22 protein-coding genes are annotated in these 24257 nt (G+C 53.0%); 11 read left to right on the top strand and 11 right to left on the bottom strand.

Annotation, left to right across the window (positions count from 1 at the left end):
* Window positions 1–8 precede the first annotated feature (8 nt).
* From asd to HUF18_RS10100, 3 genes are all read left to right on the top strand, one after another.
* Window positions 9–866 carry an archaetidylserine decarboxylase gene (gene asd, locus HUF18_RS10110; protein WP_145469877.1) on the top strand — a complete coding sequence of 286 codons (858 nt, stop codon included), beginning with the start codon at window positions 9–11 and terminating at the stop codon, window positions 864–866.
* Between the two features lie 145 nt (window positions 867–1011).
* Entirely contained in the window at window positions 1012–1878 is an 867-nt protein-coding gene (locus tag HUF18_RS10105) for a DUF2167 domain-containing protein (protein ID WP_225692110.1), read from the top strand.
* Window positions 1879–2098: 220 nt separating this feature from the next.
* Entirely contained in the window at window positions 2099–2569 is a 471-nt protein-coding gene (locus tag HUF18_RS10100; RefSeq protein WP_145469879.1) for a GNAT family N-acetyltransferase, read from the top strand.
* A gap of 1 nt (window position 2570) precedes the next feature.
* Here HUF18_RS10100 and epmA read toward each other — a convergent pair whose 3' ends face one another.
* Window positions 2571–3494: an EF-P lysine aminoacylase EpmA gene (gene epmA, locus HUF18_RS10095; protein ID WP_225692109.1), complete on the bottom strand. Its 924-nt coding sequence runs from the start codon at window positions 3492–3494 to the stop codon at window positions 2571–2573.
* A gap of 76 nt (window positions 3495–3570) precedes the next feature.
* Window positions 3571–4137, bottom strand: coding sequence for an elongation factor P (efp, locus tag HUF18_RS10090; RefSeq protein WP_145469881.1), 567 nt, complete (start codon window positions 4135–4137; stop codon window positions 3571–3573).
* A 47-nt stretch (window positions 4138–4184) separates the two neighbouring features.
* Between efp and epmB the strand changes: the two genes are divergently transcribed.
* The 3 genes from epmB to HUF18_RS10075 all read left to right on the top strand — a co-directional run bounded on the left by epmB (window position 4185) and on the right by HUF18_RS10075 (window position 9375).
* The gene (epmB, locus tag HUF18_RS10085; RefSeq protein WP_225692108.1) at window positions 4185–5207 is read left to right on the top strand and encodes an EF-P beta-lysylation protein EpmB; all 1023 of its coding nucleotides are present in this window, start codon (window positions 4185–4187) and stop codon (window positions 5205–5207) included.
* Between the two features lie 133 nt (window positions 5208–5340).
* On the top strand, window positions 5341–7158 hold the full coding sequence (locus HUF18_RS10080; protein ID WP_145469883.1) for a GTPase: 1818 nt from the start codon (window positions 5341–5343) through the stop codon (window positions 7156–7158).
* Between the two features lie 117 nt (window positions 7159–7275).
* Window positions 7276–9375 carry an EAL domain-containing response regulator gene (locus HUF18_RS10075; protein ID WP_225692107.1) on the top strand — a complete coding sequence of 700 codons (2100 nt, stop codon included), beginning with the start codon at window positions 7276–7278 and terminating at the stop codon, window positions 9373–9375.
* Between the two features lie 75 nt (window positions 9376–9450).
* Here the strand turns inward: HUF18_RS10075 and serB are convergent, their stop codons facing one another.
* Together serB and HUF18_RS10065 are read right to left on the bottom strand one after the other, a co-directional pair.
* Window positions 9451–10662: a phosphoserine phosphatase SerB gene (gene serB / locus HUF18_RS10070; RefSeq protein WP_145469885.1), complete on the bottom strand. Its 1212-nt coding sequence runs from the start codon at window positions 10660–10662 to the stop codon at window positions 9451–9453.
* Window positions 10663–10698: 36 nt separating this feature from the next.
* Complete coding sequence (locus HUF18_RS10065; RefSeq protein ID WP_186435978.1) at window positions 10699–10869, bottom strand: hypothetical protein; 171 nt, start codon at window positions 10867–10869, stop codon at window positions 10699–10701.
* A 260-nt stretch (window positions 10870–11129) separates the two neighbouring features.
* Here HUF18_RS10065 and HUF18_RS10060 point away from each other — a divergent pair, with 260 nt between their 5' ends.
* The 3 genes from HUF18_RS10060 (at window position 11130) to HUF18_RS10050 (ending at window position 14054) form a co-directional block, all read left to right on the top strand.
* The gene (locus HUF18_RS10060) at window positions 11130–12392 is read left to right on the top strand and encodes an adenylate/guanylate cyclase domain-containing protein (protein WP_225692106.1); all 1263 of its coding nucleotides are present in this window, start codon (window positions 11130–11132) and stop codon (window positions 12390–12392) included.
* Between the two features lie 109 nt (window positions 12393–12501).
* Window positions 12502–13614 (top strand): porin, encoded by a 1113-nt coding sequence (locus HUF18_RS10055; protein WP_225692105.1) that lies wholly within the window; start codon window positions 12502–12504, stop codon window positions 13612–13614.
* An 11-nt stretch (window positions 13615–13625) separates the two neighbouring features.
* Window positions 13626–14054 carry a phosphate ABC transporter substrate-binding protein gene (locus tag HUF18_RS10050; protein ID WP_225692104.1) on the top strand — a complete coding sequence of 143 codons (429 nt, stop codon included), beginning with the start codon at window positions 13626–13628 and terminating at the stop codon, window positions 14052–14054.
* 87 nt (window positions 14055–14141) lie between these two features.
* On the opposite strand, the gene HUF18_RS10045 is transcribed toward HUF18_RS10050, so the two are convergent.
* From HUF18_RS10045 to HUF18_RS10035, 3 genes are all read right to left on the bottom strand, one after another.
* The gene (locus tag HUF18_RS10045; RefSeq protein ID WP_225692103.1) at window positions 14142–14726 is read right to left on the bottom strand and encodes a tRNA-uridine aminocarboxypropyltransferase; all 585 of its coding nucleotides are present in this window, start codon (window positions 14724–14726) and stop codon (window positions 14142–14144) included.
* Window positions 14723–17560 (bottom strand): excinuclease ABC subunit UvrA, encoded by a 2838-nt coding sequence (gene uvrA, locus HUF18_RS10040; RefSeq protein ID WP_225692102.1) that lies wholly within the window; start codon window positions 17558–17560, stop codon window positions 14723–14725. Before uvrA ends, HUF18_RS10045 begins: the two co-directional genes overlap by 4 nt.
* Before the next feature lie 64 nt (window positions 17561–17624).
* Window positions 17625–18305 (bottom strand): LuxR C-terminal-related transcriptional regulator, encoded by a 681-nt coding sequence (locus tag HUF18_RS10035; RefSeq protein WP_145469890.1) that lies wholly within the window; start codon window positions 18303–18305, stop codon window positions 17625–17627.
* Window positions 18306–18590: 285 nt separating this feature from the next.
* Here HUF18_RS10035 and HUF18_RS10030 point away from each other — a divergent pair, with 285 nt between their 5' ends.
* Together HUF18_RS10030 and ssb are read left to right on the top strand one after the other, a co-directional pair.
* Window positions 18591–19991, top strand: coding sequence for an MFS transporter (locus tag HUF18_RS10030; RefSeq protein ID WP_225692101.1), 1401 nt, complete (start codon window positions 18591–18593; stop codon window positions 19989–19991).
* Window positions 19975–20631: a single-stranded DNA-binding protein gene (gene ssb / locus HUF18_RS10025; RefSeq protein ID WP_225692100.1), complete on the top strand. Its 657-nt coding sequence runs from the start codon at window positions 19975–19977 to the stop codon at window positions 20629–20631. The genes HUF18_RS10030 and ssb overlap by 17 nt, the downstream gene beginning before the upstream one ends.
* An 82-nt stretch (window positions 20632–20713) precedes the next feature.
* On the opposite strand, the gene HUF18_RS10020 is transcribed toward ssb, so the two are convergent.
* From HUF18_RS10020 to HUF18_RS10005, 4 genes are all read right to left on the bottom strand, one after another.
* Entirely contained in the window at window positions 20714–21718 is a 1005-nt protein-coding gene (locus HUF18_RS10020) for a cytochrome-c peroxidase (RefSeq protein WP_225692099.1), read from the bottom strand.
* 83 nt (window positions 21719–21801) lie between these two features.
* Entirely contained in the window at window positions 21802–23037 is a 1236-nt protein-coding gene (moeA, locus tag HUF18_RS10015) for a molybdopterin molybdotransferase MoeA (protein ID WP_225692098.1), read from the bottom strand.
* On the bottom strand, window positions 23037–23702 hold the full coding sequence (locus HUF18_RS10010; protein WP_225692097.1) for a fumarylacetoacetate hydrolase family protein: 666 nt from the start codon (window positions 23700–23702) through the stop codon (window positions 23037–23039). Before HUF18_RS10010 ends, moeA begins: the two co-directional genes overlap by 1 nt.
* A gap of 69 nt (window positions 23703–23771) precedes the next feature.
* Window positions 23772–24137, bottom strand: coding sequence for a PilZ domain-containing protein (locus HUF18_RS10005; RefSeq protein ID WP_145469896.1), 366 nt, complete (start codon window positions 24135–24137; stop codon window positions 23772–23774).
* Window positions 24138–24257: the final 120 nt, after the last annotated feature.

Here is a 24257-nt window from a genome sequence, read left to right as displayed (position 1 = left end):
GGAATCCCATGTCATTTAAAGATCAAGCCTTTATCGGCGCCCAGTATCTGTTACCACAACACCTGTTATCCCGTGCTGTTGGCTGGCTGGCCAGCTGCGAAACCAGCTGGATCAAAAATCCGCTGATCCGTGCCTTTATCGATCAGTACGACGTCAACATGAACGAAGCGCAGCGTAAAACCGCCGAGGAATTCCGCTGCTTTAACGACTTCTTTACGCGCGAACTGGAAGACGGCGCACGCACCATCGCCAGCGGTGATGATGTGATCGTTTCTCCGGCCGATGGTGCGGTGTCCCAGCTGGGGCCAATTGAAAACGGCCGTATTTTCCAGGCCAAAGGTCAGGACTACTCGCTGATCGAACTGCTCGGTGGTGACACCCAGCGTGCAGAACCCTTTATGGGCGGTGAGTTCGCGACTATTTACCTGTCGCCAAAGGATTATCACCGCGTGCATATGCCGGTGACCGGCACCCTGCGTGAAGTGGTTTATGTGCCGGGCGACCTGTTTTCAGTGAACAAAACCACCGCCGAAAATGTTCCGCGTCTGTTTGCCCGTAATGAGCGTCTGGTTGCCATCTTCGATACCGAGCATGGCCCGATGGCTATGGTTCTGGTTGGTGCCATGATTGTGGCCGCGATTGAAACCGTCTGGGCCGGACTGATTACCCCGCCGAAACGTCAGCTGAAAGTCACCGACTTCACTAACCCGCAGCCTGTTACCCTGCAGAAAGGTGAAGAAATGGGTCGCTTCCTGCTCGGTTCGACCGTTGTTCTCTGCTTCGGCAAGGATAAAATCGACTGGCTGGATCAGCTCAAAGCCGACTCGCCGCTGCGCATGGGCGAAGCCATCGCCAAAGCCGACTGATATATCTGTCAGCTCCGGGTTGCATAAAACCCGGAGCTCCCTGACAATTCCTTACATTGCCGGATGCCGGCATATCCTTCCAGCCGTGGTTAACACCGCCGAAATGGATCTTCTGACTTTAACTATCTCCGTGTAAGGAAATACGATGTTTAACCGTCTGCTTGCCAGTATCGTACTGCTGGCTGTATCCCTGTTTGTCTGCGCTGAAGAAGAAAGCGGCATGACTGCCCAGCAATTCTGGGACTCCCTTAACCGCCAGCAAGGCGACATTCCTCTCTATGGCACCGGCGCCACCCTGCATGTACCGGAAGGTTTCTACTTTCTTGATGGCAATGACAGTGAGCGTGTACTGGTAGATGTCTGGGGCAATATTCCGGGCCAGAATGTTCTCGGCATGCTGTTCCCTGCGGATCAGACGCCGTTTGATGACAATTCCTGGGCAGTAACCATTGAATATGAAGAAGAAGGCTACGTTTCTGACGAAGACGCTGCCGACATCGACTACAGCGAACTGCTGCAACAGATGAAGGATGATATCCGCGCAGAAAACAAAGAACGCGCCGCTATGGGTTATGAATCCATTGAGCTGATCGGCTGGGCTGCCACGCCTTATTACGATGCCAGCGCAAAGAAACTGCACTGGGCCAAAGAGCTGCGCTTTGGTGATGAAGAGCTGCACACGCTGAACTACAACATCCGCGTGCTGGGCCGTAAGGGCGTTCTGGTTCTGAACTTTATTGCCGGCGTTGACCAGCTGACAACCATCGAAAGCAATCTGAACAATGTGCTGAATATTGCCGAATTCGATCAGGGCTCAACCTATGCCGACTTTAATCCGGATATGGATAAGGTAGCGGCCTACGGTCTTGGCGCCCTGATCACCGGCAAGGTGCTGGCAAAAACAGGCTTCCTCGCACTGGCACTGGTATTCCTGAAAAAATTTGGTGTCTTTATCGTGCTCGGCCTTGCCGTTCTGGGCCGCAAGATGTTCAGCCGCAATAAAGAAGCCTGATGCTTTCCGGGTAGCGCTTCTGTGCGCTGCCCTTAACCTCCTGGCCCGGTTGGACAAATTGCGAAGTTCAGCACGGCTTCTCCAATATCACCGCGATATTATGACCAACGGCAACAATGCCTACACATTTATCAGCAATTGTCTGGGCAAGCACCTTTTATCCGGGGTAAGCTTCTGCATTCCTGATCAGTTTATGAATTACTGCAGCGGTGGGTAGACGATGTATATCGATACGGCTTCAACTTCAGATATATCTGCACTTTGTGACCTGGCGTCGCTGCTGGAAACACAGGAAGGTGACTTTTTTGGCCGCCGCCATCAGCAGGTACGCCGTCTGGGTAATCTGCTGCTGGCAAAAGAACATGCCCTGGTACTCTGCATCCGCGATCAGGAAGAAGTCATTGCCATGCTGACCCTGAGCAGCCTCAATCCCGGCAGCGACCAACCGGCCATTATGCGGCTGAATGATATGGCGGTACTGCCGGCGTATCAGGGTCAGGGAGCAGGCAGTATGCTGTTACAGGCCGCGATCAATCAGGCACGCCAGGCTGGCTGGAGCAAAATTGTTGTCCATCAGACCGATATAAACCCCACCATACAGCAGCAGCTGTCACGCTTTGGCTTTACTCCGGCCGGTCAACAGATACAACTGAGCCTGAGAGCCGATAAAGCTTCTCTCTCTGTTGCCTGATTCAGGCACGGCTCCAGTCAAAACTCAGCACATCAGCAATATTGCCGCTGTCCTGAACCAGCATTAATAAACGGTCGAGCCCCATTGCCACGCCGGCACAGTCTGGTAAGCCATGCTCCAGTGCCGCCAGTAAATATTCATCAATCGGACGGCCACCGGCTTCCTGCACAAAACGCCGCCGCTGCTCTTCTGCATCGGTCAGTTCGTGATAACCATTAGCCAGCTCAGCACCGTTGAAATACAACTCGAAACGCTGTGCCACCGCGACACCCTCAGTGTTGTTACTGACCCGCGCCAATGCCGCCTGTGAGGCCGGAAAATCATCGATAAACACCAGAGTATCTGCCGGCAGGGACGGTTCGACCTGATGACTCATAATCACATCCAGCCAGCCATCGCGGCTGAGCTGCAGATCCTGCCCCGCTAACTGCTGGCCCAGAACAGCGATCTGCTCATCGCTGGCAGAATGAACTTCCAGCCCGGCATAACGGCTCATGGCATCGCCATAGCTCAGGTTAAGCCGTGGCAGTTGCGGGTAACGGGCTGACAATAACTGCGTCACAAGCTCAGCAACTTCATCCATCAGCCGGCGATGATCAAAGCCTACCCGGTACCATTCCAGCATGCTGAATTCCGGATTATGACGCCGCCCGGCTTCACCACGGCGAAACACCCGCGCAATCTGAAAAATATCGCCACTGCCGGCACACAGCAGGCGCTTCATCGCATATTCAGGGGAAGTCTGCAGCCAGCGCTGTTCGCTGGTGCACATGGGCTCGATATTCGGATCAGAGACCGGTGCTGAGGCCAGTACCGGGGTTTCGACTTCGAGTACATCGCGGGCAGCAAAAAACTGCCGGATTTGCTGATTCATCCGGGCACGGGCACGCAGCGCATGCATTTCGGCAGAAGGTTGCCAGTTCATGGGTTACCTGTTGATGTCGGTATAAAAAAGACACAAAAAAGGGAGCCGTAAGCTCCCCTGTAACAGCGCCGAGGACTCAGGCGCGGCTGACGTAGTCGCCGCTGCGGGTGTCGATACGCAGCTTGTCACCGATATTAATAAACAGCGGCACTTTAACCACAGCACCGGTGGTCAGCGTGGCAGGCTTGTTACCGCCCTGAGCGGTATCGCCTTTCAGACCCGGATCGGTTTCCACCACTTCCAGCTCAACAAAGTTTGGCGGAGCGACGGTCAGTACAGCACCGTTGAACAGAGTGATGGTGTAGATTTCCTGTTCTTTCAGCCACTTCACCGTATCGCCCAGCGCTTCCTGAGAGGCGGCATGCTGTTCAAAAGAACCGTCGGTGGCCATGAAATGCCAAAATTCACCGTCGTTGTAGAGATATTCCATCTCCAGTTCCATCACATCGGCGCCTTCCAGCGAATCACCCGACTTGAAGGTTTTTTCCACCACACGGCCATTACGCAGGTTGCGCAATTTAACGCGGTTAAACGCCTGGCCTTTACCCGGCTTAACGTATTCGTTATCCAGAATGGAGCAGGGCTCGCCATCCAGCATGACTTTAAGACCTGATTTAAATTCGTTGGTAGAATAATTCGCCATGTAATAACCCGTTTTAAATTAATCGCTTCTTAGGAATTCATATCAAGTTGCCTATCATAACGCGATCTGCCGCCGCTGTTGAGGGCGAAGACTGGCAGCAGATTCTGGCTCAGGCATTCCGCCGTCCTCAAGAACTGCTGGAATACCTCGATTTGCCACTGTCAGAGATGCCTGAACGCCTGCAGGCCTGTCAGGAATTCGGCATGCTGGTACCCCGGACTTATGCCGCACTGATGCAGAGGGGCGACGCCGCCGATCCCCTGTTATTGCAGGTGCTGCCGCAGGCAACGGAAAACGAACACCGGCCAGGCTATATCACCGACCCACTGGCGGAAAAAGACACCAATATCCAGCCAGGGATTATTCACAAATACCGCGGCCGGGTACTGCTGCTGGCCACCAGCGGTTGTGCCGTTAACTGCCGCTATTGTTTCCGCCGCCACTTTGCCTATGGCGACAACCGCATCAGCCGCAAGCAGTGGGCAGAAGCGCTGAATTATGTCGCGACGGATAGCAGCATCAGCGAAGTGATCCTCAGTGGCGGCGATCCTTTACTGCTGCAGGATGATGCTCTGCAGGAACTGGTTACCCTGATAGAAGCCATTCCACATGTGCGTCGCCTGCGCATTCACAGTCGCCTTCCAGTCGTGATTCCGCAGCGTCTGACCCCGGCACTGCAAAGCCTGCTGAGCAACAGCCGTCTGCAGGTCAGCATGGTTCTGCATATCAACCATCCAACCGAACTCAGTGACGCCCTGCGCCTGCCATTACAGGCACTGCGTCAGAGCGGTATTACCCTGCTGAACCAAGCCGTATTGCTGAGAAAAGTGAACAACACGCTCGGTATTCTGTCTGATTTAAGCGAACGGTTGTTTGAATTTGGGGTGCTGCCTTATTACCTTCACCTGCTTGATTCAGTCCGGGGGGCTCATCATTTTGATATCAGCGAGCAGGAGGCCGTGTTTTTGTACCGGCAACTACTGGCTGAATTACCCGGATACCTGGTTCCACGCCTGGTTCGCGAGGAAGCAGGCAAAGCGAACAAGTCCCCAATCAACCTCGACAGGTAAACGGATATTGCCTATAAGGAAGTAGGCTTTTGCTATGAATCACATGCACTTACGGCAAAGTCGCTATACTGTGTATGAGGTTCGGCAAAAATCCGCCGGATGAAAAACTTTGGTTTAATCACAGCAGGATTGCATGGAAAGCCCGAAAACACCGATAAAACTGCACATACCGACAACGCCTCTCGCGCAGCCATCATTTTGTGCGGGCAATGTTGAGGGCGTTACCCAGTGGGCCAAAGAATTACCTATGGCCAACACCGGTGAAGCTGCACGTCAGTTATATCAGGCTATCCGCGAGCTGAATCAATGGAACACCGACCCGTTGCTGCGCTTTAAAGTGCTGGAAGTGGTGCGTCCTTACATCTATTCCATCTGCACCCTGCTGAATAAACACTTTCTGCAATCGTCTATATCACTGAACGATAAACAGCTGAAAATCGCCAATCTCAGTCAGGCGCTGCAGGGACATCTGGCCACCGGTTATAAGATGGTTGTGGCGCACAGCATCAGCCGTGTTGCACCGGCAGACAAGCCCTCCAAAGTGGTTACGCTGGCTATCCACCGCGCGATTTCCGATACCAATCAAACCATACTGCGTGCTTTCCAGCTGTATTGTCAGCCGCCGGAGCACGCCTGGCTGGAGATTAATCAGCTTTATCTGCTGGCAGAAATGCACAAATTGCTGACCTATAAAGTCAGTGACCGCCAGACCCGTTTCTTATCCACATCCACTATTCAGGATGTGTATATCCGCGCTCACCTGCTAGGAACCGCCAAGCCTAATAACCTGCGCCAGCAGGATCTGGCTCAACTGTACGATGCCAGCGAGCTGTGGGCGGAATCTGCTTCTCTGTCTGCCGCCGACGATGAGAGCGCTCTGTTTATTATTAATCTGCACCGTGATCGTCCGGGACAGTACCGCCAGCACCTGCGTGATGCACAAAAGCCGTTGTTCCGCAGCCTGAATACCGCGCAGCTGGTGCAAGCACTGAAACACTGGGCAGCCAATCCTAATGGCACCCATCAGATTACCGTTCCCGGCAAGCTCAGCGACAACCTGCTGTCCCACGCCATTCAGTCCTGGGGAATCCACTGGCAGCGCTCCTTCCGCCGTGCACATACCGAAGGCCAGCTGCGTATTTGCATCGGGCTTTCTGCAACCCACTATTACAGCGGTGGTCAGCAGGATTTCGAAAAGATGCTGGCCTCAGTTAAACCCAAGACTCTGGAAGGCGAGGTTGAGCGCAGCGTTGATGTCGGCAAAGCCAGCAGCGAAGGCGATGTCTGGGCTAATGCCTTCGATGCCGGCGGTGCCCGTATTGCCGAAAATACCGCACTGAATATTGATGCCATTGAGTTCATCAATAAACACAAGGCGCAGGAAGAAAGCAGTGACGAAGTCACCACAAAATACCCTGCACATCAGGTTGATCTGATTAATACCAGCCCGGGCGGTTACTGTATTCACTGGAACGGAGAAGTGCCGGCCAGTATTCAGGCCGGAGAATTATTAGGCATTCAGGAGCGCGGAGTTAAACACTGGTCCATCGGTGTGATCCGCTGGATTCGTCACCTGCGCGATCAGGGTACACAGCTCGGCGTTGAACTGTTAGCCCCAAAAGCCGAGGTCGGCGCAGCGCGGTTACTGCAGAAAACCGGCAGCAACGGTCCCTATATGAGAGCGTTGCTGTTGCCCGCAATCAAGGCCATTGCTCAGCCTGCAACACTGCTTCTGCCGCGCATCCCCTTCCGCACAGGCAATAAGGTCGAATTAATGTATCCTGAATTACAGGGTCGTTATCAGCTGACCAAGCGACTGACATCAACCAGCAGTTTCAGTCAGTTTCAGTTCCGCAGTGCCGGTGCAGCCAGTCAGGCTCAGTCATCAGGGATGCAGCAAACGCCGGGACTGGGTGAAGATGACTTTGATTCCATCTGGAACAAACTCTGATCCTATATACCACCATCTGATCGTTTTAAAATGCCCTTCTGACCGTTTTGTCACACCCGGTCATTTTTTTTTTACTCACGGGCTCTATAATCGCTTTTTTATTTACCAGAGGTTGGCATGTCGACAAGTCGGGACACATTGCATCTGCTGTTGCTCACAGAAACCCAGAATGATGCCGAAAGCCTGGTGAGTCTGATGCGTAATTCCGGCAGCGCCACCCGGGCGCATCAGATTACCTCACTGGCAGACCTGAACGAACAGCTTCAGGAAAAATCCTGGGATCTTCTGGTTGCTCAGCCAGACGTTAATGGCATCAGCTATGATGATTTGCTGAAGCAGATCAAGCGACTGAATAAAGACCTGCCCGTCATTCTGATCACTGAAGATGTCGATGCCATGATTATGGAAGCGGCCATCAAACGTGGCGCCTGTACCGTGGTTCCCATTGACGAAAGCAATCTGCTGCTGCTGGTTATCCAGCGGGAATTACGCCATTTGCGCACCCGTCGTGAACTGCGGACACTGGAAGTTCGTATCCGTGATGCCGAAAAGCGCTGCCAGAATCTGCTCGAAAGTTCAAAAGATGCGGTGGCCTATATTCACGACGGTATGCACGTCTACGCCAATCAGGCCTATCTCGAACTCTTTGGTTATGCGTCAGTAGAAGAGCTGGAAGGTATGCCGATCATGGATATGGTCGACAGCTCAGGTCAGGCCGGATTTAAAAGCTTTCTGAAAACCTATCATGCCGAACAGGGCAGCAGTCAGGAGCTGAAAACCACCGGCATCAACGACAAGGGCCACACCTTTCCGATGCTGATGACCTTCTCTGCGGCCACTTATGGTGATGAACGCTGTACTCAGGTCGTTATCCGCACTAATGCCGATAACAGCGAACTGGAAGCCAAACTGAAAGAAATCAGCAGCCGTGATCTGATGACAGGCTTGTACAACAAGCCCTACTTCAATGCCCGTCTGGAAGAAGCCGTCGACAGCGCTGTATTAAAAGGTGCTAAAGGTGCAGTGCTGTATATCAACATTGACCATTTCGGCAAAATCAAAAGCGAAATTGGCATCAGCAACGCCGATACCGTGATCAGTGAAATTGGTAACTGCCTCAAAGCACAGATCAATGAGAAAGACGTACTGGCCCGTATTGGTGAGGATATTTTCACCTGCATGCGTATGGGCGCCGATGCCGAATCCGCATTGCAGTTTGGCGAGCGCCTGCGCGATAAGATTGAGCATCTCTTAATTGATATCGGCAACCGCACCGTTACAGTGACCGCCAGTATCGGCCTGTCACTGATTACCGAAAACAGTTCACGGCCGGAAGATATTCTGCAGCAATCGCATCATGCATCCGATGATGTGCGTAAGCAGGCTGGCCATGAGCGTGGCAATGGCGTTCATCTCTTCCTGCCAAAAGAAATGGACGAGCCGCAACAGAGCAGCAACCTGCAGCAAACGCTGACTGACGCCATCCGCAATAACAGCTTCCGCCTGCTGTTCCAGCCGATGATCAGCCTGCGCGGCGAAGAAACCGAACACTATGAAACCTTACTGCGTCTGCATCATCCGAATGGCGATGAGTTGTCTGGCGGTGATTTCCTGAACAACACTGATATCAGCGATGATCTGAAGCGCAAGATTGACCGCTGGGTTATTCTGCACACCACTAAATTACTGGGTGAACATCGGGCGAAGGGGCATAACACCCGGATGTTTATCAACCTGTCAGCCGCATCCCTGGCCGATGACACTCTGCCCGGCTGGATTGGTGTCGCAATCAACGCCGCCAAGCTGCCAAAAGGTTCGGTGATCTTCCAGTTCAATGAAGAAGACGCCAGCCGTCTGCTGAAACAAACTCAGCAATTCAGCCACTCGCTGATGGAAAAAGGCATTCCGGCGGCACTCAGCCGTTTCGGCTGCGCGCTGAATCCGATGCAGACCCTGAAACACCTGGCGGTTGATTACGTTAAAGTTGATGGTTCCTTTACTCAGGAACTGGGACAAAACCCTGAAGCGCAGAAACACCTGAAAGCCCTGCTTGAAGGTCTGCACGAAGAAGAAAAACGCACCATTGTGCCATTGGTTGAAAGCGCAAACTCTGTTGCTTCACTCTGGCAGCTGGGGGTTCACTTTATTCAGGGCTACTACGTTCAGCCACCACAGAGCGCAATGAGCTACAACTTCAGTGACGAAAATGAAGAGTAATCACTGAGTCACAAAAAAGCCCGGCAAGTACCATGATACTGAGCCGGGCTTTTTTTGTGGCTGTTGCGGAGTGTTTTACTCAAGAATATCGCGGTCGCGATAGCCCAGCAGGTACAGAATACCATCCAGCCCAAGCGTCGAAATCGCATTCTTAGCGTTTTCCCGCACCAGAGGTTTGGCGCGGAATGCAATGCCCAGACCAGCAATGCTGAGCATCGGCAGGTCGTTGGCACCGTCGCCGACAGCGATGGTCTGCTCCAGACGAATGCCTTCTTTCTCCGCCAGCTCACGCAGTAACTCGGCCTTACGCTGACCATCCACCACACGCCCGGTCACCCGGCCGGTGACTACACCATCTTCCATTTCCAGCTCATTGGCATACACATAGTCGATGCCCAGCTTGTCCTGCAGATAACGGCCAAAGTAATTAAAGCCACCCGACAGAATGGCGGTTTTATAACCCAGCGCTTTCAGATTACGGATCAGGCGCTCAGCGCCTTCGGTAACCGGCAGTTGTTCGGCAATTCCCTGCAGCACATCGCCACTCAGGCCTTTGAGCAGCGCCACACGCTGTTCGAAGCTCTGGATAAAGTCCAGTTCCCCCTGCATGGCACGCTCGGTGATTTCCGCCACCTGCTCACCCACACCGGCCGCCCGGGCCAGCTCATCAATCACTTCTGCTTCAATCAGGGTTGAATCCATATCGAAGCAAACCAGACGACGGGTACGACGGTAAACGTTGTCTTCCTGGAAGGCGATATCCACGCCCAGTTCATTGGCAACCTGCAGAAACTGAGCGCGCATCACGCTTTGTTCAGCATCTCCACGCACCGAGAACTCGACGCAGGCACGGGTGTTCTGCTCAGTCTGCACCAGAGGAACACGCCCGGACAGACGGTTAATCTGATCAATATTCAGACCATGCTCAGCCACAATCGCCGTAATACGGGCAATAGCATCGGCTTCAATGGCACGGGCCAGCAGCGTAATAATATGACGCGGCTTGCCCTGACCATTAACCCAATGCTCGTAGCTTTCCGGTGTAACCGGCGTAAAACGGACAGACAGGCCCAGCTCGTGAGCCTTAAAGAGCACATCTTTTAATACCGGTGCCGATTCGGCACGGGAAGGAATGGCGGCCAGGATCCCCAGCGACAAGGTGTCGTGGATTTCGGCCTGGCCAATATCAAGAATGGTGACATCATATTGCGCCAGAATGGCGCTGATGCTTGAGGTTAACCCGGGCTTATCGGCCCCAGTCACTCGGATTAGAACCAATTCAGTCACGGACGTTACACCTGCAGGCAGATCAGTTTGATGCAATTACAGTTTGCCGGCGTCAGCTTTGGCAGCAGCAACAACCGCACGCAGCTCTTCGATCAGCTCAACGGTTTCATGTACAGACAGCGCGCGTACGCGGTCAACGCTCATCAGGTACAGACCTTTTTCCAGTTGTTGCAGCTTATCTTGCAGAGACTGTTTCACGTCGCTCATGGTGAATCCCCATTCATCAAAATTATAAATTCGGTTTACAGCATGCCGGATGATCATCCGCTGTCCTCAAATAAGAGGACTGACAATTGCCGTTTCGCCCTAGCGTTACTGCAGGCGGCGCATATAATACCACCAATGTTGAGGAAATCTTCGTTTGTTTGAGTAATGTGATGCGGATCGCCAGCCTGATTGGGCAAAAGTTGAATACAAGTCAAATTTGCGGCCTGCTCGCAGCCTTTCTGATTTTACTGACAGGCCTGTTGATCAGCAGCCTGACATACACCCATCTGGAAACTCAGCTGTCTGCAAAGCTGCGTCAGGATGCACAGCGCCAGTTACAGCGTCTGACCGTTGCCCTCGCACCCAGCCTGCTGCGTCAGGACCGCATCAGTATCAGCCTTACCCTGAGCGACTGGAGTAAGGGACCCGAAATCGATGCCATCCGTGTACTCAATGCCAGCCAGCAGGTCATCGCCGAAAGTGGCCGGCCATCACCGGACAGCATTGAGATCAGCCAGCCGGTTACTCAGGACAATCTGTCCATTGGGCTACTGCGCGCCGACATCAATCTCAGCAGCGCGGAACAAACTGCCCGCCGCTATTTTGCCCTCGGATTAATTGCCAGCGCATTGGCAGCACTGTTGGCAGCTCTTGTCGTGTATCAGCTGAGCGAACGCTATCTCCATTATTTACGCCAGTTACAACAACGCCTGTCTAACTGGCAGGAAGGCAAAGACCTGCTGCACCTGCCACCACCACCGCTTTTGTCCGACCTGAAACAGCTGCACAGCACCCTGAATAACATTGCCATTAAAGAGCAACAGCAACGTGCGATGCAGGAAGCGCTGGGACGTTTTATTTCTGCTCCGCCGGCCACAGGTGAGCTGCTGCGTTACCATGAATGCGCACTGCTGTTTATTGAGATTCAGGATCTCGAAATTCTGCAGAACCGTCTGAGTGCTGAGCAACTGAGTAAAACCCTCAACCAATATCACCGGCTTTTGTCCCATGCGGCCAAACTTTATAACGGCAAGCTGGATCGTTATCTGGGAGATGGTGTTGTAATGCTGTTCGGTATGTCACGCGACCCGCAATCAGGACACGGTAATGAAGCCCTGCACTGCCTTTATGCCGCGCAATTATTCCTCGGCCTGATCGCTCATCTTCGCGATCACGACAGCAAAACACTGCCGGTCGAATTCCGCGTTGCTGCCCACTGGGGCCCGGTACTGATGGCACCATTAAGTGATGATGAGCAAATCCAGTGCAGCCTGATCGGCGATACAGTGCACTGGGCTTCCCATCTTGCTACCAGTGGTGAAGAACGTCGCCTGCTGGTCAGTCAGGAGCTGCTCAGCCATATCCCTCAGGATGCAGGTATTGCCTGGGAAGAAGGGCCGATGGTATCCGATTTACACGGACGTGAGCAGGCCAGCTATTGGCTTAACAGTCTGGCCGAAAAGAACCAATTGTTAATTCAGCGGCAGATCAAACATATCACCGCAATGACAGAAAATGCCTGAAGATCTTTTATTCCCCAAAACACAAAAGAAAATAAAAACATTGCCAATTTGAACTATTCCAGACCTCTACTAAGGTTATCTGTGAAACCAACAGTAGAGGATACTATCCATGGTTCTTCGCAAATCTGGCCTGGCAGCGGCAGTGCTGCTGGCCTGCAGCCCCGCTGCTTTTTCTGACGATTTAAATATTAATGGCTTCATGAATGTAACCGCCGGCAATCTGTCCACCGAAGATATTTCACTGGATGGTTACGATGACGGCGTTTCATTCGATGTCGGCACAGTGGTTGGGCTACAGATGTCCAAGCAGGTCAACGACACAACATCAGCCACCGTCCAGTTAATATCCCGCGGCAGCGATAACTACAGTACTGAAGCATCCTGGGCATATGTTACTTACGCAGCCAATGAAAATACCGACATCCGTATGGGTCGTCTGCGTACACCATTTTTCTATTATTCAGACTTCCTTGAAGTAGGCTACGCCTATAACTGGGTGCGTCCGCCTTCAATTGTTTATCGTCTGGATGCATTTTCATCCATCAGTGGTGTTGATGTGACACACCGCTTCGCCATCGGCGGCATGGACGGTTCTATCCAGGCTTACACCGGTCGCTACAATGACGACTTTACGCTGAGCGGCGACACCTACCACATTGAACTGCGCCGCGCGGCGGGCTTGGTTTTCAGTCTGAATTCCGGTGATTTCGGTGCCCGTCTGAGTTATCACCAGGCAGATCTGACTTTAGATGTAGATCCTACTGGTGGTCGTGCACTGGATAACCTTGCAGCAGGCGGTGCTCTTGCTGGCGTCGGTGATGAGTTCACTGCCGATGAAGATAAAGCCAAGTTCTATCAGGCATCCGTGTCATACGATAACGGCAGTACTGCGGTAATTGCTGAATGGACTGCATTGGACCAGACCACCGCATTACTCAACGATGACAGCGCCTATCTGATCAGTGCTGCCCAGCGCTTCGGTGATGCAACAGTGCACCTGACCTATACCGTTGCAGAAGATGATCTTGAGTCTGGTGTTGTCGGTCAGGTCCAGAAAAATGCAGAGTCCAAAGAAAACAGTATTATCCTCGGGATGCGTTATGACTACGACAGCAGTACAGCGTTTAAAGTCGATATTCAACAGCATGACGAAGAACTGGTTAATGGTGCAAAAGGTGAATCCGGCCTGCTCTACAATGTCGGTATGAGTCTGGTATTTTAAGGAGAGAGTATATGAATATGTTTAAAGTGATCTCCCGACTTGCCATTGCCATGACGTTCTTTGTCACTGCTCTGGCCAATGCCGAAGTTGCTGTGATTGTCAGTGCTTCCAACGCCAACTCTGCACTGGATCAGGATACCATTTCACGGGTTTTTCTGGGAAAGACGTCGAACTTCCCCGATGGCAGCCAGGCGATTCCCGTCGATCAGAACGAAGGTTCTGCCAGCCGTGAAGCCTTTAACGATAAAGTGCTGGGCAAAAGCTCCAGCCAGTTAAAAGCCTACTGGTCACGACTGATCTTTACCGGTAAAGGTACTCCGCCAAAAGAATCTGGCTCAGATGCCGACATCAAAAATCTGGTCGCTAAAAACCCTAACCTTATCGGTTATGTCGACTCATCTGTCGTGGATAGCTCGGTTAAGGTTGTCTTTAAATTCTGATTTTATTCAGAAGTTAAAGACACTAAAAAGGCGCTTCGGCGCCTTTTTTATGTCCGTAAATAAAAACCAGGAATATTCGCTGCACTTTCAGCCCTTATGACCGAAACCCTGCTGAACTTCGACCATTCTGTTCAATACCCGTAAAACAGGCTGATAATCCTGCGACGGATCAAGCCATTGCAATGCACTGACACCGGCCTCAATAGTCGACAACCCACCACGTTGCTGTGATGCACGTATTGCATAACCACTGGGTTGCTGTGGTGTTAAAGCGATATGAGGTAAATCATTCAGCCAGGGATTCAGGTGCAATAAACGCCGGACTTTACGCCAGGTTCCATCCAATATCAGTAATTGCCGAATTTGAATACGCGCGTCTTCTGCCAATGCGGGTTTATGTGTAAACGGATACAGCAGAGCTGTTGCACTCTGCTCACCTGCAGCAAAAATATCCTGTGGTTGCAGACAATCAGCCACCAGTAAACGACTGCCGGCAATGCTTTTATGCAGTAAGGGGGCGGTTGATAAAGGATGACGCGCCTCGGTAGGATCCTGCCAGATAATCAGTTCTACCGGACTGGACAAAACGTGGATGTACGGACACAGACAAACCGACAGAGGACGCCGGCACTGTTCACAGTGCCGGCGCTTCTGAACAAACTCTGAGCTCATTTTTTCCGCGGTTTAAGCAACGATTTAAGAAAGTGACCGGTGTGTGAAGCTTTATTCTTCACCACCTCTTCCGGCGTTCCTTCGGCAATAATATAACCACCTTTGGAACCACCTTCAGGGCCAAGATCAACAATCCAGTCGGCGGTTTTAATCACATCCAGATTATGCTCAATCACCACAATGGTATTGCCGTCATCGCGCAGGCGATGCAATACCGCCAGCAGCTGCTCGATATCATGGAAGTGCAGGCCGGTGGTCGGCTCATCCAGAATATACAGCGTTTTACCGGTATCGCGTTTCGATAATTCCTTCGCCAGTTTTACCCGCTGAGCTTCACCACCAGACAAGGTTGTCGCTGCCTGGCCAAGGCGGATATAACTCAGGCCAACATCCATCAGCGTCTGTAATTTACGCGCCACCGCCGGAATAGCGTCGAAGAATTCACGTGCATCTTCAACCGTCATATCCAGCACTTCGTGGATATTTTTACCTTTATAACGGATATCCAGCGTCTCGCGGTTGTAGCGCTTGCCTTTACAGATATCACAGGGAACGTAGATATCAGCCAGGAAGTGCATTTCTACCTTAATAACGCCATCACCCTGACAGGCTTCACAACGGCCACCTTTCACGTTGAATGAAAAACGTCCGGCTTTATAACCACGGGAACGGGATTCCTGCGTACCGGCAAATAATTCCCGTACCGGGGTAAAAATACCGGTGTAGGTTGCCGGGTTGGAACGTGGTGTCCGTCCGATCGGGCTCTGATCAATATCGACAACTTTATCCAGCTGCTTCAGGCCAACGATCGAATCGTACTCAGCGGCTTTCAGGGTCGTGGCACCATTTAACGCTGTTGAAGCCAACGGGAATAATGTGCGGTTAATCAGAGTGGATTTACCTGAACCCGATACTCCGGTCACGCAGGTCATCAGTCCCAGCGGAATGGTCAGGTCGACATTATTCAGGTTATTACCACGGGCGCCTTTTAACTGCAGAACCTTATTCTGATCATAAGGCGTACGTTTTTCCGGTACATGGATAGAACGCTTGCCGGATAAGAACTGTCCGGTAACCGAGTTCGGATTAGCAAACACCTGCTCCGGCGTGCCCTGCGCAATCACTTCGCCACCATGCACACCAGCCCCGGGACCGATATCAATTAAATAATCGGCGCTGCGGATGGCATCTTCATCGTGCTCAACCACCAGTACGGTATTTCCCAGATCGCGCAGGTGAAACAGGGTCTTCAGCAGGCGGTCATTATCGCGCTGATGCAGACCGATAGAAGGTTCATCGAGAATATACATAACGCCAACCAGACCGGCACCAATCTGCGACGCCAGACGGATACGCTGCGCTTCACCACCGGATAACGTATCCGAGCTGCGGTTCAGCGTCAGGTATTCGAGTCCGACGTTAACCAGAAAACGCAGGCGCTCGCGGATTTCTTTCAGGATTTTTTCGGCAATTTCACCACGATGGCCAGCCAGGTGAAGCTCCGTAAAATAATCAAATGCCTGCTCAACCGGCATCGCTGTACAGGCATGAATGGTTTTATCGCCGACAAACACATTACGTGCTTCAACCCGCAGACGTGAGCCTTCACAGGATGGGCATGGCTGTACACTGAGATATTTACTCAGTTCTTCGCGCACCATCTGCGAATCGGTTTCGCGGTAGCGACGTTCGAGGTTTGGCAGCACACCTTCAAAAGGATGCGCCTTGATAATCTGGTCGCCACGGGAATTGACGTAATTAAAATTCACCGCTTCATCGCCACTGCCGTAGAGCAGCAGGTCGCGTTGTTTAGCGGTTAATTTGCCGAAGTTTTTCTCAATATCAAAACCATAGTGCTCAGCCACCGAACTCAGCATCTGATAATAGTAAATGCTGCGTCTGTCCCAGCCGCGGATCGCACCTTCGCCAATGCTCAGATTCTGATCGTGCACCACCAGCTCCGGATCAAAATACTGTTTTACACCCAGACCATCACAGCTGGTACAGGCACCGGCCGGATTGTTAAAGGAGAACAGACGCGGTTCCAGCTCGGATAAGCTATAACCACAGTGCGGACAGGAAAATTGTGACGAAAACAGCAGAGGCTCGGCTTTGTCGTCATCCATCGAGGCCACAAGAGCCAGGCCACCGCTCAGCTCCAGACAGGTCTCCAGCGACTCTGACAAACGCTGTTCAATACCTTCTTTCACCTTAAAACGGTCAACCACAACTTCTACGCTGTGCTTACGGCGTTTATCCAGCTCCGGCGTATCGTCCAGGTCGCACACCAGACCATTCACCCGTACGCGGATAAAACCCTGCGAGCGCAGGCTGTCGAATACGTGCAGATGCTCACCTTTACGGTCACGCACCACCGGCGCCAGAATCATATGCTTACTGTCATCCGGCAAATCCATAATGCTGTCGACCATCTGACTGACAGTCTGAGCTTCCAGCGCAACTTCGTGATCAGGGCAACGCGGCACACCGACACGGGCAAACAGCAAACGCAGGTAATCGTAGATTTCGGTAACCGTACCAACGGTCGAGCGGGGGTTGTGTGAAGTGGACTTCTGTTCGATGGAGATAGCCGGTGACAGACCTTCAATCAGATCAACATCGGGCTTTTCCATCATCGACAGGAACTGACGGGCATAGGTCGACAGAGACTCAACGTAACGGCGCTGCCCTTCGGCGTAGAGCGTATCAAATGCCAGAGAGGATTTGCCCGAGCCACTCAGCCCCGTAATAACAACCAGCTTGTCACGGGGAATATCCAGATCGATATTTTTGAGATTGTGGGTACGGGCCCCTCTCACCTGAATCTTATCCATAGACGGCTCATCACATCAGAGAAAAGCCGCCATTGTAGTTCAGGCAGAGGTTGAGTTCAGCCGCTTATTCAACTGATTCGTGCAACAGCTCTTCCATATACTCTTTAGCCCAGTTCACAGCCTGAATACGGTTGCCCGCACCAATCTTTTTGAACAGGTTATAAATATGGGTTTTAACTGTATGCATGCTGACGTTGAGCTTGTCCGCAATTTCGATATTAGTCGCGCCAGTCGCAGTTAAACGCAGGATCTGCTTCTCGCGCTTGGTCAGTACCGTGGTGGTGGTGGTCATTTTACGCGGCTTATGGCGGGTGCGTTCCAGATACTGCCCAACCAGCTGACGCGGCAGCCAGTATTCGCCTTCAAACAGGCCAACAATGCCTTTGCTCAGCTGTTGTTGTGAACACTCACGATAGAACAGACCATTGACCATTGGCCAGGCCATCAGGCGTTCAACCGGATGATTATGCGGAGTATTGAAGAAAGCCACCTTGATATCCACCGGCTGCTCGTACACCTGCTCCAGTAAATCATGCAGTTTTTCCGGGCGTGCGCATTCAGCGTCAACCAGCACAAGCGTTTTACAGGGGTAACGATTCCAGTCTTCACGCCATTCAGGCACGCTGACCAGCTGGCAGTCGATATTTGTACGCTGGTGAATGTAACCAATGAGAATGGAATTCTGCAGATTTTGTTGGCCGAATAAGATAATGCGACGACCTGGGAGGCTTGCCTGACGATCCATAACATAACTCCTTTATGCCTGTTGCTGATCCTTAACCGGTCTTCCAAAACCAGTGCTAAGAGTGTACGCAATCCAATGCAAATTGCCACTTGAGCATGACTTTTTTTCGTAGTTTTACGGATTGACCCACGGCTTTTTGAAGAACTTCCGTACCATTCCCGGGTCTGTCCGAAGCAACCGTAAACAAGCAATCTGCAGATAACCGTGCTTAAGACTTAATCCACAGACGGCATTGCTGTTAAACTGGCGCACTTTTTAGCTGTACCAACCGGAATACCAGTGAGTATGTCGAGTTCTACCTCTCCAGAAACTGAGCACAGCGGCATTTCTGCCGTCGAACAGCGTGCAGTCGTCTCCCTCGCGTCACTCTATGCCCTGCGTATGCTGGGGCTGTTTATGGTGCTGCCGGTGATGATGATCGAAGGACAGAAGCTCGATGGCGCTACGCCACAACTGCTTGGTCTGGCGATGGGGGTCTATGGCCTCACTCAGGCGCTGCTGCAGATTCCCGCCGGAACCCTGTCGGACCGCTTTGGCCGTAAACCTATTATTATTGGTGGCCTGCTGATTTTTGCTCTTGGCAGTCTGATCGCCGCCAGCGCCGACAGCGTGTACGGTGTTATTCTTGGCCGCGCGCTACAGGGTGGTGGCGCCATTGCCAGTGCGATTATGGCACTGGTTACGGATCTGACCCGCGAAGAGAACCGCATGAAAGCGATGGCGTCTATTGGCGCCAGCATCGGCCTGTCTTTTTCTGTCGCATTGGTACTGGGGCCATGGCTTGCCGGATTAGGCGGTCTGAGCCTGATTTTTGGCCTGACCGGCGTACTTGCCCTGCTGGGCATTCTGGTAACGCTGTTTGTTATTCCAACACCACCCGTTTTGCCCCATCGCGATGCCTCAGCGGTACTGAGCGAAGTCGGTGTTCAGCTGCGTAATACCCAGCTGTGGCCGCTCAATCTGGGAATATTCCTGCTGCACGCCTTAATGGTGGCTATTTTTATCGCCATTCCCGGACAATTGCTGAAGCTGGACTTACCGGCAGAGCATCACAGCTGGCTGTATTTACCGGTACTTCTCAGTGCCTTTGTATTAATGGTGCCCTTTATCATCATCGCCGAGAAACGCCGCAAAATGAAAAGCGTAGTGATTACCGGTGCCTGTGTTATTGCCCTCAGCCTGTTTGGTATGTCAGCCGCCGCTGAAATGTGGCATTGGGTGGTGCTGCTGTTGCTGTATTTCTGGGGATTTAATCTGATGGAGGCCAGTCTGCCATCCTGGCTGAGCAAGATTGCTCCGGCCGGCGCCAAGGGCAGCGCCATGGGCATTTATTCCAGCATGCAGTTCCTCGGCGCCTTTGCCGGCGGCAGCCTCGGCGGCTGGCTGATGAGCCAGTACGGCAGCAGTGCATTATTTGTCGGACTGGGGGCATTAGTGATACTTTGGGTGCTGCTTATGTCACAGTCTTCCGCCCCGCAACACCTTACCAGTGTTCGTCTGGACAGCACGGATGGCTGCAGCGAACAACAACTTGCACAATTGATGGCACTGGCCGGAGTCTCGGAAGTCAGTCTGCTTGCCAGTGAAGGCGCAATCTATTTAAAAGTCAGTGCTGATGCCTTTGATCGAACACAGGCATTGGCCATCATTCATTCCACAGGAGAAGAGCATGGGTCGCAGCGTTAATAAAGTGACACTCATTGGTACTCTGGGTCGTGACCCTGAAGTTCGTTATATGCCGAATGGCAACGCCGTGGCCAATCTGACACTGGCCACCGACGAAAGCTACAACGACAAACAGACCGGCCAGAAAGTAGAATCCACCGAATGGCACCGTATTACGGTATACGGCAAGCTGGCAGAAATTATTCAGCAATACCTGAAAAAAGGCTCAAAAGCCTACTTCGAAGGTAAACTGCGTACCCGCGAATGGGAAAAAGACGGCGTTAAACGCTACACCACCGAAATCATCGCCAACGATATGATGATGCTCGATGGCCGTGGCGACAATATGGGGTCTTATTCAGCGCCATCGCAGACAATGAGCCAGCCTATGGGCATGAATGCACCACAGGGTTATCAGCAGGCTCCTCAGGCAGCACCACAGCAAGCTCCGATGGCCGCACCTCAGGCTCCGCGTGGCTATCAGCAAGCTCCGCAACAGGCACCGCAGCATGTTCCGCAACAGGCTCCACAGCATGCTCCGCAACAGCCGGCCTATCAGGGTGGTTACCAGCAGCCAGCTCAGGCTCCGGTGCAACAGCCGCAGCACGCACCACAGCCAAGCAACAGCTTTGACGATTTTGATGACGATATCCCGTTCTGATTAACCGCCCCGGCGGTTATAAGAGCAATAAAAAACCCTGCCAATGCAGGGTTTTTTATTGTCTGTCAGCGGGGCCGTCCGGTTATGGCCGTTGCAACTCAGCCGGCATGGGCGCAGTAACCGCCTGCAGGAAGGTCTGAATGGCCTGATTATCATCGTCACTCAGCGTTCGCCCTAACTGCACTTTTGCCATGATGTCGATGGCGTCCTTCAGCTCTGCCACAGAACCATCGTGAAAATAAGGTGCGGTCTGTACCACATGACGTAACGGTGGCACTTTGAATACCCGGCGGTCGCTTTCCTTACCGGTAAATGCCATACGGCCAATGTCTTCCTGCGAGCCGGTATGCTGCGTGTAGTCGGCCACAATGCCAAACTTCTGGTAAGAGGTTCCGCCCAACAAACGGCCATTATGGCAGCCTGCACAGCCGGTATTGATAAAGGTTTTTAACCCCTCTTTCTGTGCTGCGTTCAGAGCCTGAGCGTCGCCCTGCAGATAGCGGTCGAAAGCCGAGGTGGTTACCAGATGCTCCTGATATGCGCTTAACGCTTTACCCCAGTTGGCGGCGGTGACGCCATCATCGTACAGCGCATTAAAACCTTCGTTCAGATCTGACAGAGCCTTAATAACCGCCAGCGCTTCATCGGTCGAAGCATGAGCATAGGCCGGTGGCGCCGTCAGTGCGCGTATCGCCTGATCCGCCAGAGATTCCCGGTCGCCGGTCCAGTGCATGCTGATCTGCGGCACGATATCGACAATGGTCGGCGTATTCCGCTTACCTTGCCGGCCGAAGGCTCCCAGCGCGGTTTTGCGTCCATCGGCCCCGCCTTTACTCTGTTCATGACAGGTACCACAGTTAGTGCCATCGCGACCGATACGGGTATCAAAGAACAGCACCCGGCCCAATGCTGCTTCGGCTTTTGAAAAATGCGGTTTGGGCGCTTCTCCTGAGCCAAATACAGCCTGAGCCTGCTGTTGCAGAGCATCTGCACTGGCAGGTGCCGATAACATGGCGCTCAAAGCAGCAAAAGCCATCAGGCCCACTGTGAAAGGGGTCGCTGCGACCCGGCGGATTGTCGGGATCATAAATTACTCTTCATCAGGTTAAGTGCAGTAAGCGGCGTAGGACGGAGACGACTCATGAGAGTTCCACCGGCTGCTGAACAACACTATCCCAGTAAAGCATCAAAAGGCTCGATCATAACGCTCTCACCTTCTTCGACCCGGCCACGCATCTGCTCCAATACGATGTAGCAATTAGCCTGACTCATCGAACTGAGCACACCGGAGCTTTGCCCACCGGTTGGCCGCACCACTATCTGGCCCTGTTCATTCAGTTGCCAGATACCACGCTGAAAGTCCGTACGTCCCGGACTTTTGCGGATAACACTGGCGGCAACTGCCGGCAGACGCAGCGCTGCTGTCTGTGTTTCACCGACCAGTTTGCGCAGCATCGGCACCGCCAGCTGATGCATGGTCACCAGTGCCGATACCGGATTACCGGGCAAGCCGATAAATACGCTGTTGGGCAGACGGCCGCTGGCAAAGGGCTTACCCGGTTTAATCGCCAGCTTCCAGAAACTGATTTCGCCAAGCTCGGCGAGAATATCTTTGGTGTAGTCGGCTTCACCCACCGATACACCACCAGAGGTAATGACCACATCGGCCTGACGATCGGCCTGAATAAAGGCCTGACGCAGTGCTTCGGGGTTGTCATCCACTTTGCCCAGATCCAGCAGGTCACAGCCAAGGCGTCTGGCAACAGCCGCCACGGTAAAGCTGTTGCTCTGATAAATCTGCCCATCTGCCAAAGGCTCACCCGGCATCACCAGCTCATCACCGGTCGCCAGCAATGCAACTTTCAGTCGCGGCCGCACACTGACCCCGGCAATGCCAATACTGGCCAGCAGGCCAACGTCCGCCGCACGCAGACGCCGCCCGGCATGCAGAATCACCTGCCCTGCACGGATATCCTCGCCGCAATAGCGCACGTTATCGCCCTGTGGCGCTGAGGCCTGAAACTGCACCCGGCCGTTTTCCAGCACGGTGGCATTTTCCTGCATGACCACGGTGTCGGCTCCGGCAGGCAGCAGTGCGCCGGTCATAATACGGACACACTCCCCCTGACCAACGCTGCCGCTGAAGGGATGACCAGCCATACTTTTACCCAACAGGGTTAATTCGCAACCGGCATTTAAATCGGCAGCCCGCACGGCATAACCATCCATTGCGGAGTTATCTGCCGGGGGAACATTCAGTGTGCTGCAGACATCATCAGCCAGCACCCGACCCAGCGCCTCCTCCAGCCTGATGAGCTCTTTATCGCTCCGTGTTTCGATACCGCCCAGTAAGCTTTCCAGTGCCTGATCCAGCGGTGTCAGACCCGGCATATCACAGGATGCCATCAGCCCATCTCCTCAACACTGCAGTGCACACTGAGCCAGTCCTGCAAACGGGCTTCCAGCTGATCGCCGGGCAACAGAGGTCCAACACCAGCCGGGGTACCGGTCATAATGATATCGCCCGGATTCAGCGTGAAAATCCGGCTCATATGGGCAATCAGCGGCAGCAAAGGGAACAGCATATCGGCACTGTTCCCCTGCTGTTGCACCTGACCATTACGCACCAGGGTCAGACTCAGCTGCTGCCAGTCTTCCACCCGCGAGGCGGCAACAAAATCACTCAGCGGACAGGCGCCATCAAAGCCCTTGGCGATTTCCCAGGGTTGGCCTTTCGCTTTCAGTCCGTCCTGCACATCACGCAGGGTCAGATCCAGGCCAAGGCCCACACCAGCAATAGCGGCCGGAACGTCATCTTCAGCGGCATGACATAAGCGCTGACCAATCAACACCGCGATTTCCAGTTCGTGATGCACAGCCCCCTGCCCCTGTGGGATACGGAACGATGGCGCCATAGACACCGCAGCGTCAGCGGGTTTGATAAACAGAATCGGCTGGCTGGGAATGGGGTTATTCAGTTCACGGGCGTGTTCAGCATAGTTACGTCCGACACAGACAATTTTGCCGGTTAAATGGGTAAAGGGCTGACCTTCGAGGATGGGGAAATACATAAAAAAACGGCCTGATCAGGATCACAGGCCGTTACTATCCCTTGTCACCCGGCTCGCCGGGAGAAGGATCTAGTCCGCAGGACTCGGGCGCACCAGTTCGGCCAGCTCGCGATGTACAGCCTGCGGATCGGCCAGATTAAGCTCCAACAGACGGCGCAATGCGGTCATGCTGTCGAGATCCATCGAATCACAGGCACAGCCGACAACGTCATCGTCGATATGCACCAGCGAGCAGCGCATTTCGATGGTTTCCTGCGGTGACAAAACCAGGGTTACCACCAGTTGCTGCTCCAGGCGCCAGTTAACATTTTCCGGACGCACCAGTAACACACCACGCAAACTGATATCCAGACAATGGGTTTCAAGCCGCTCCCCATCGGTTTCAACCTGAACCCGCTGAAGGAAATGCACACGTTTGAACTGCCGAGAATCCATGACTTACCTCTGTCATATTCCGGGGCATTATGCCCACAGATGTATAAAGGTTTAGTCCGTATTGCTGAGATCGCAAACCGCTGAGGCTGACGTTTATGACAGAAAAGAAAGAGAACGCCG

Origin of the sequence: Thalassolituus sp. ST750PaO-4 (assembly GCF_020320405.1) — a bacterium.
Lineage (GTDB): Bacteria > Pseudomonadota > Gammaproteobacteria > Pseudomonadales > Oceanobacteraceae > Venatoribacter > Venatoribacter alkanivorans.
The sequence above is the reverse complement of the archived record's forward strand: the minus strand, read 5'-3'. Positions and strand labels throughout refer to the sequence as shown.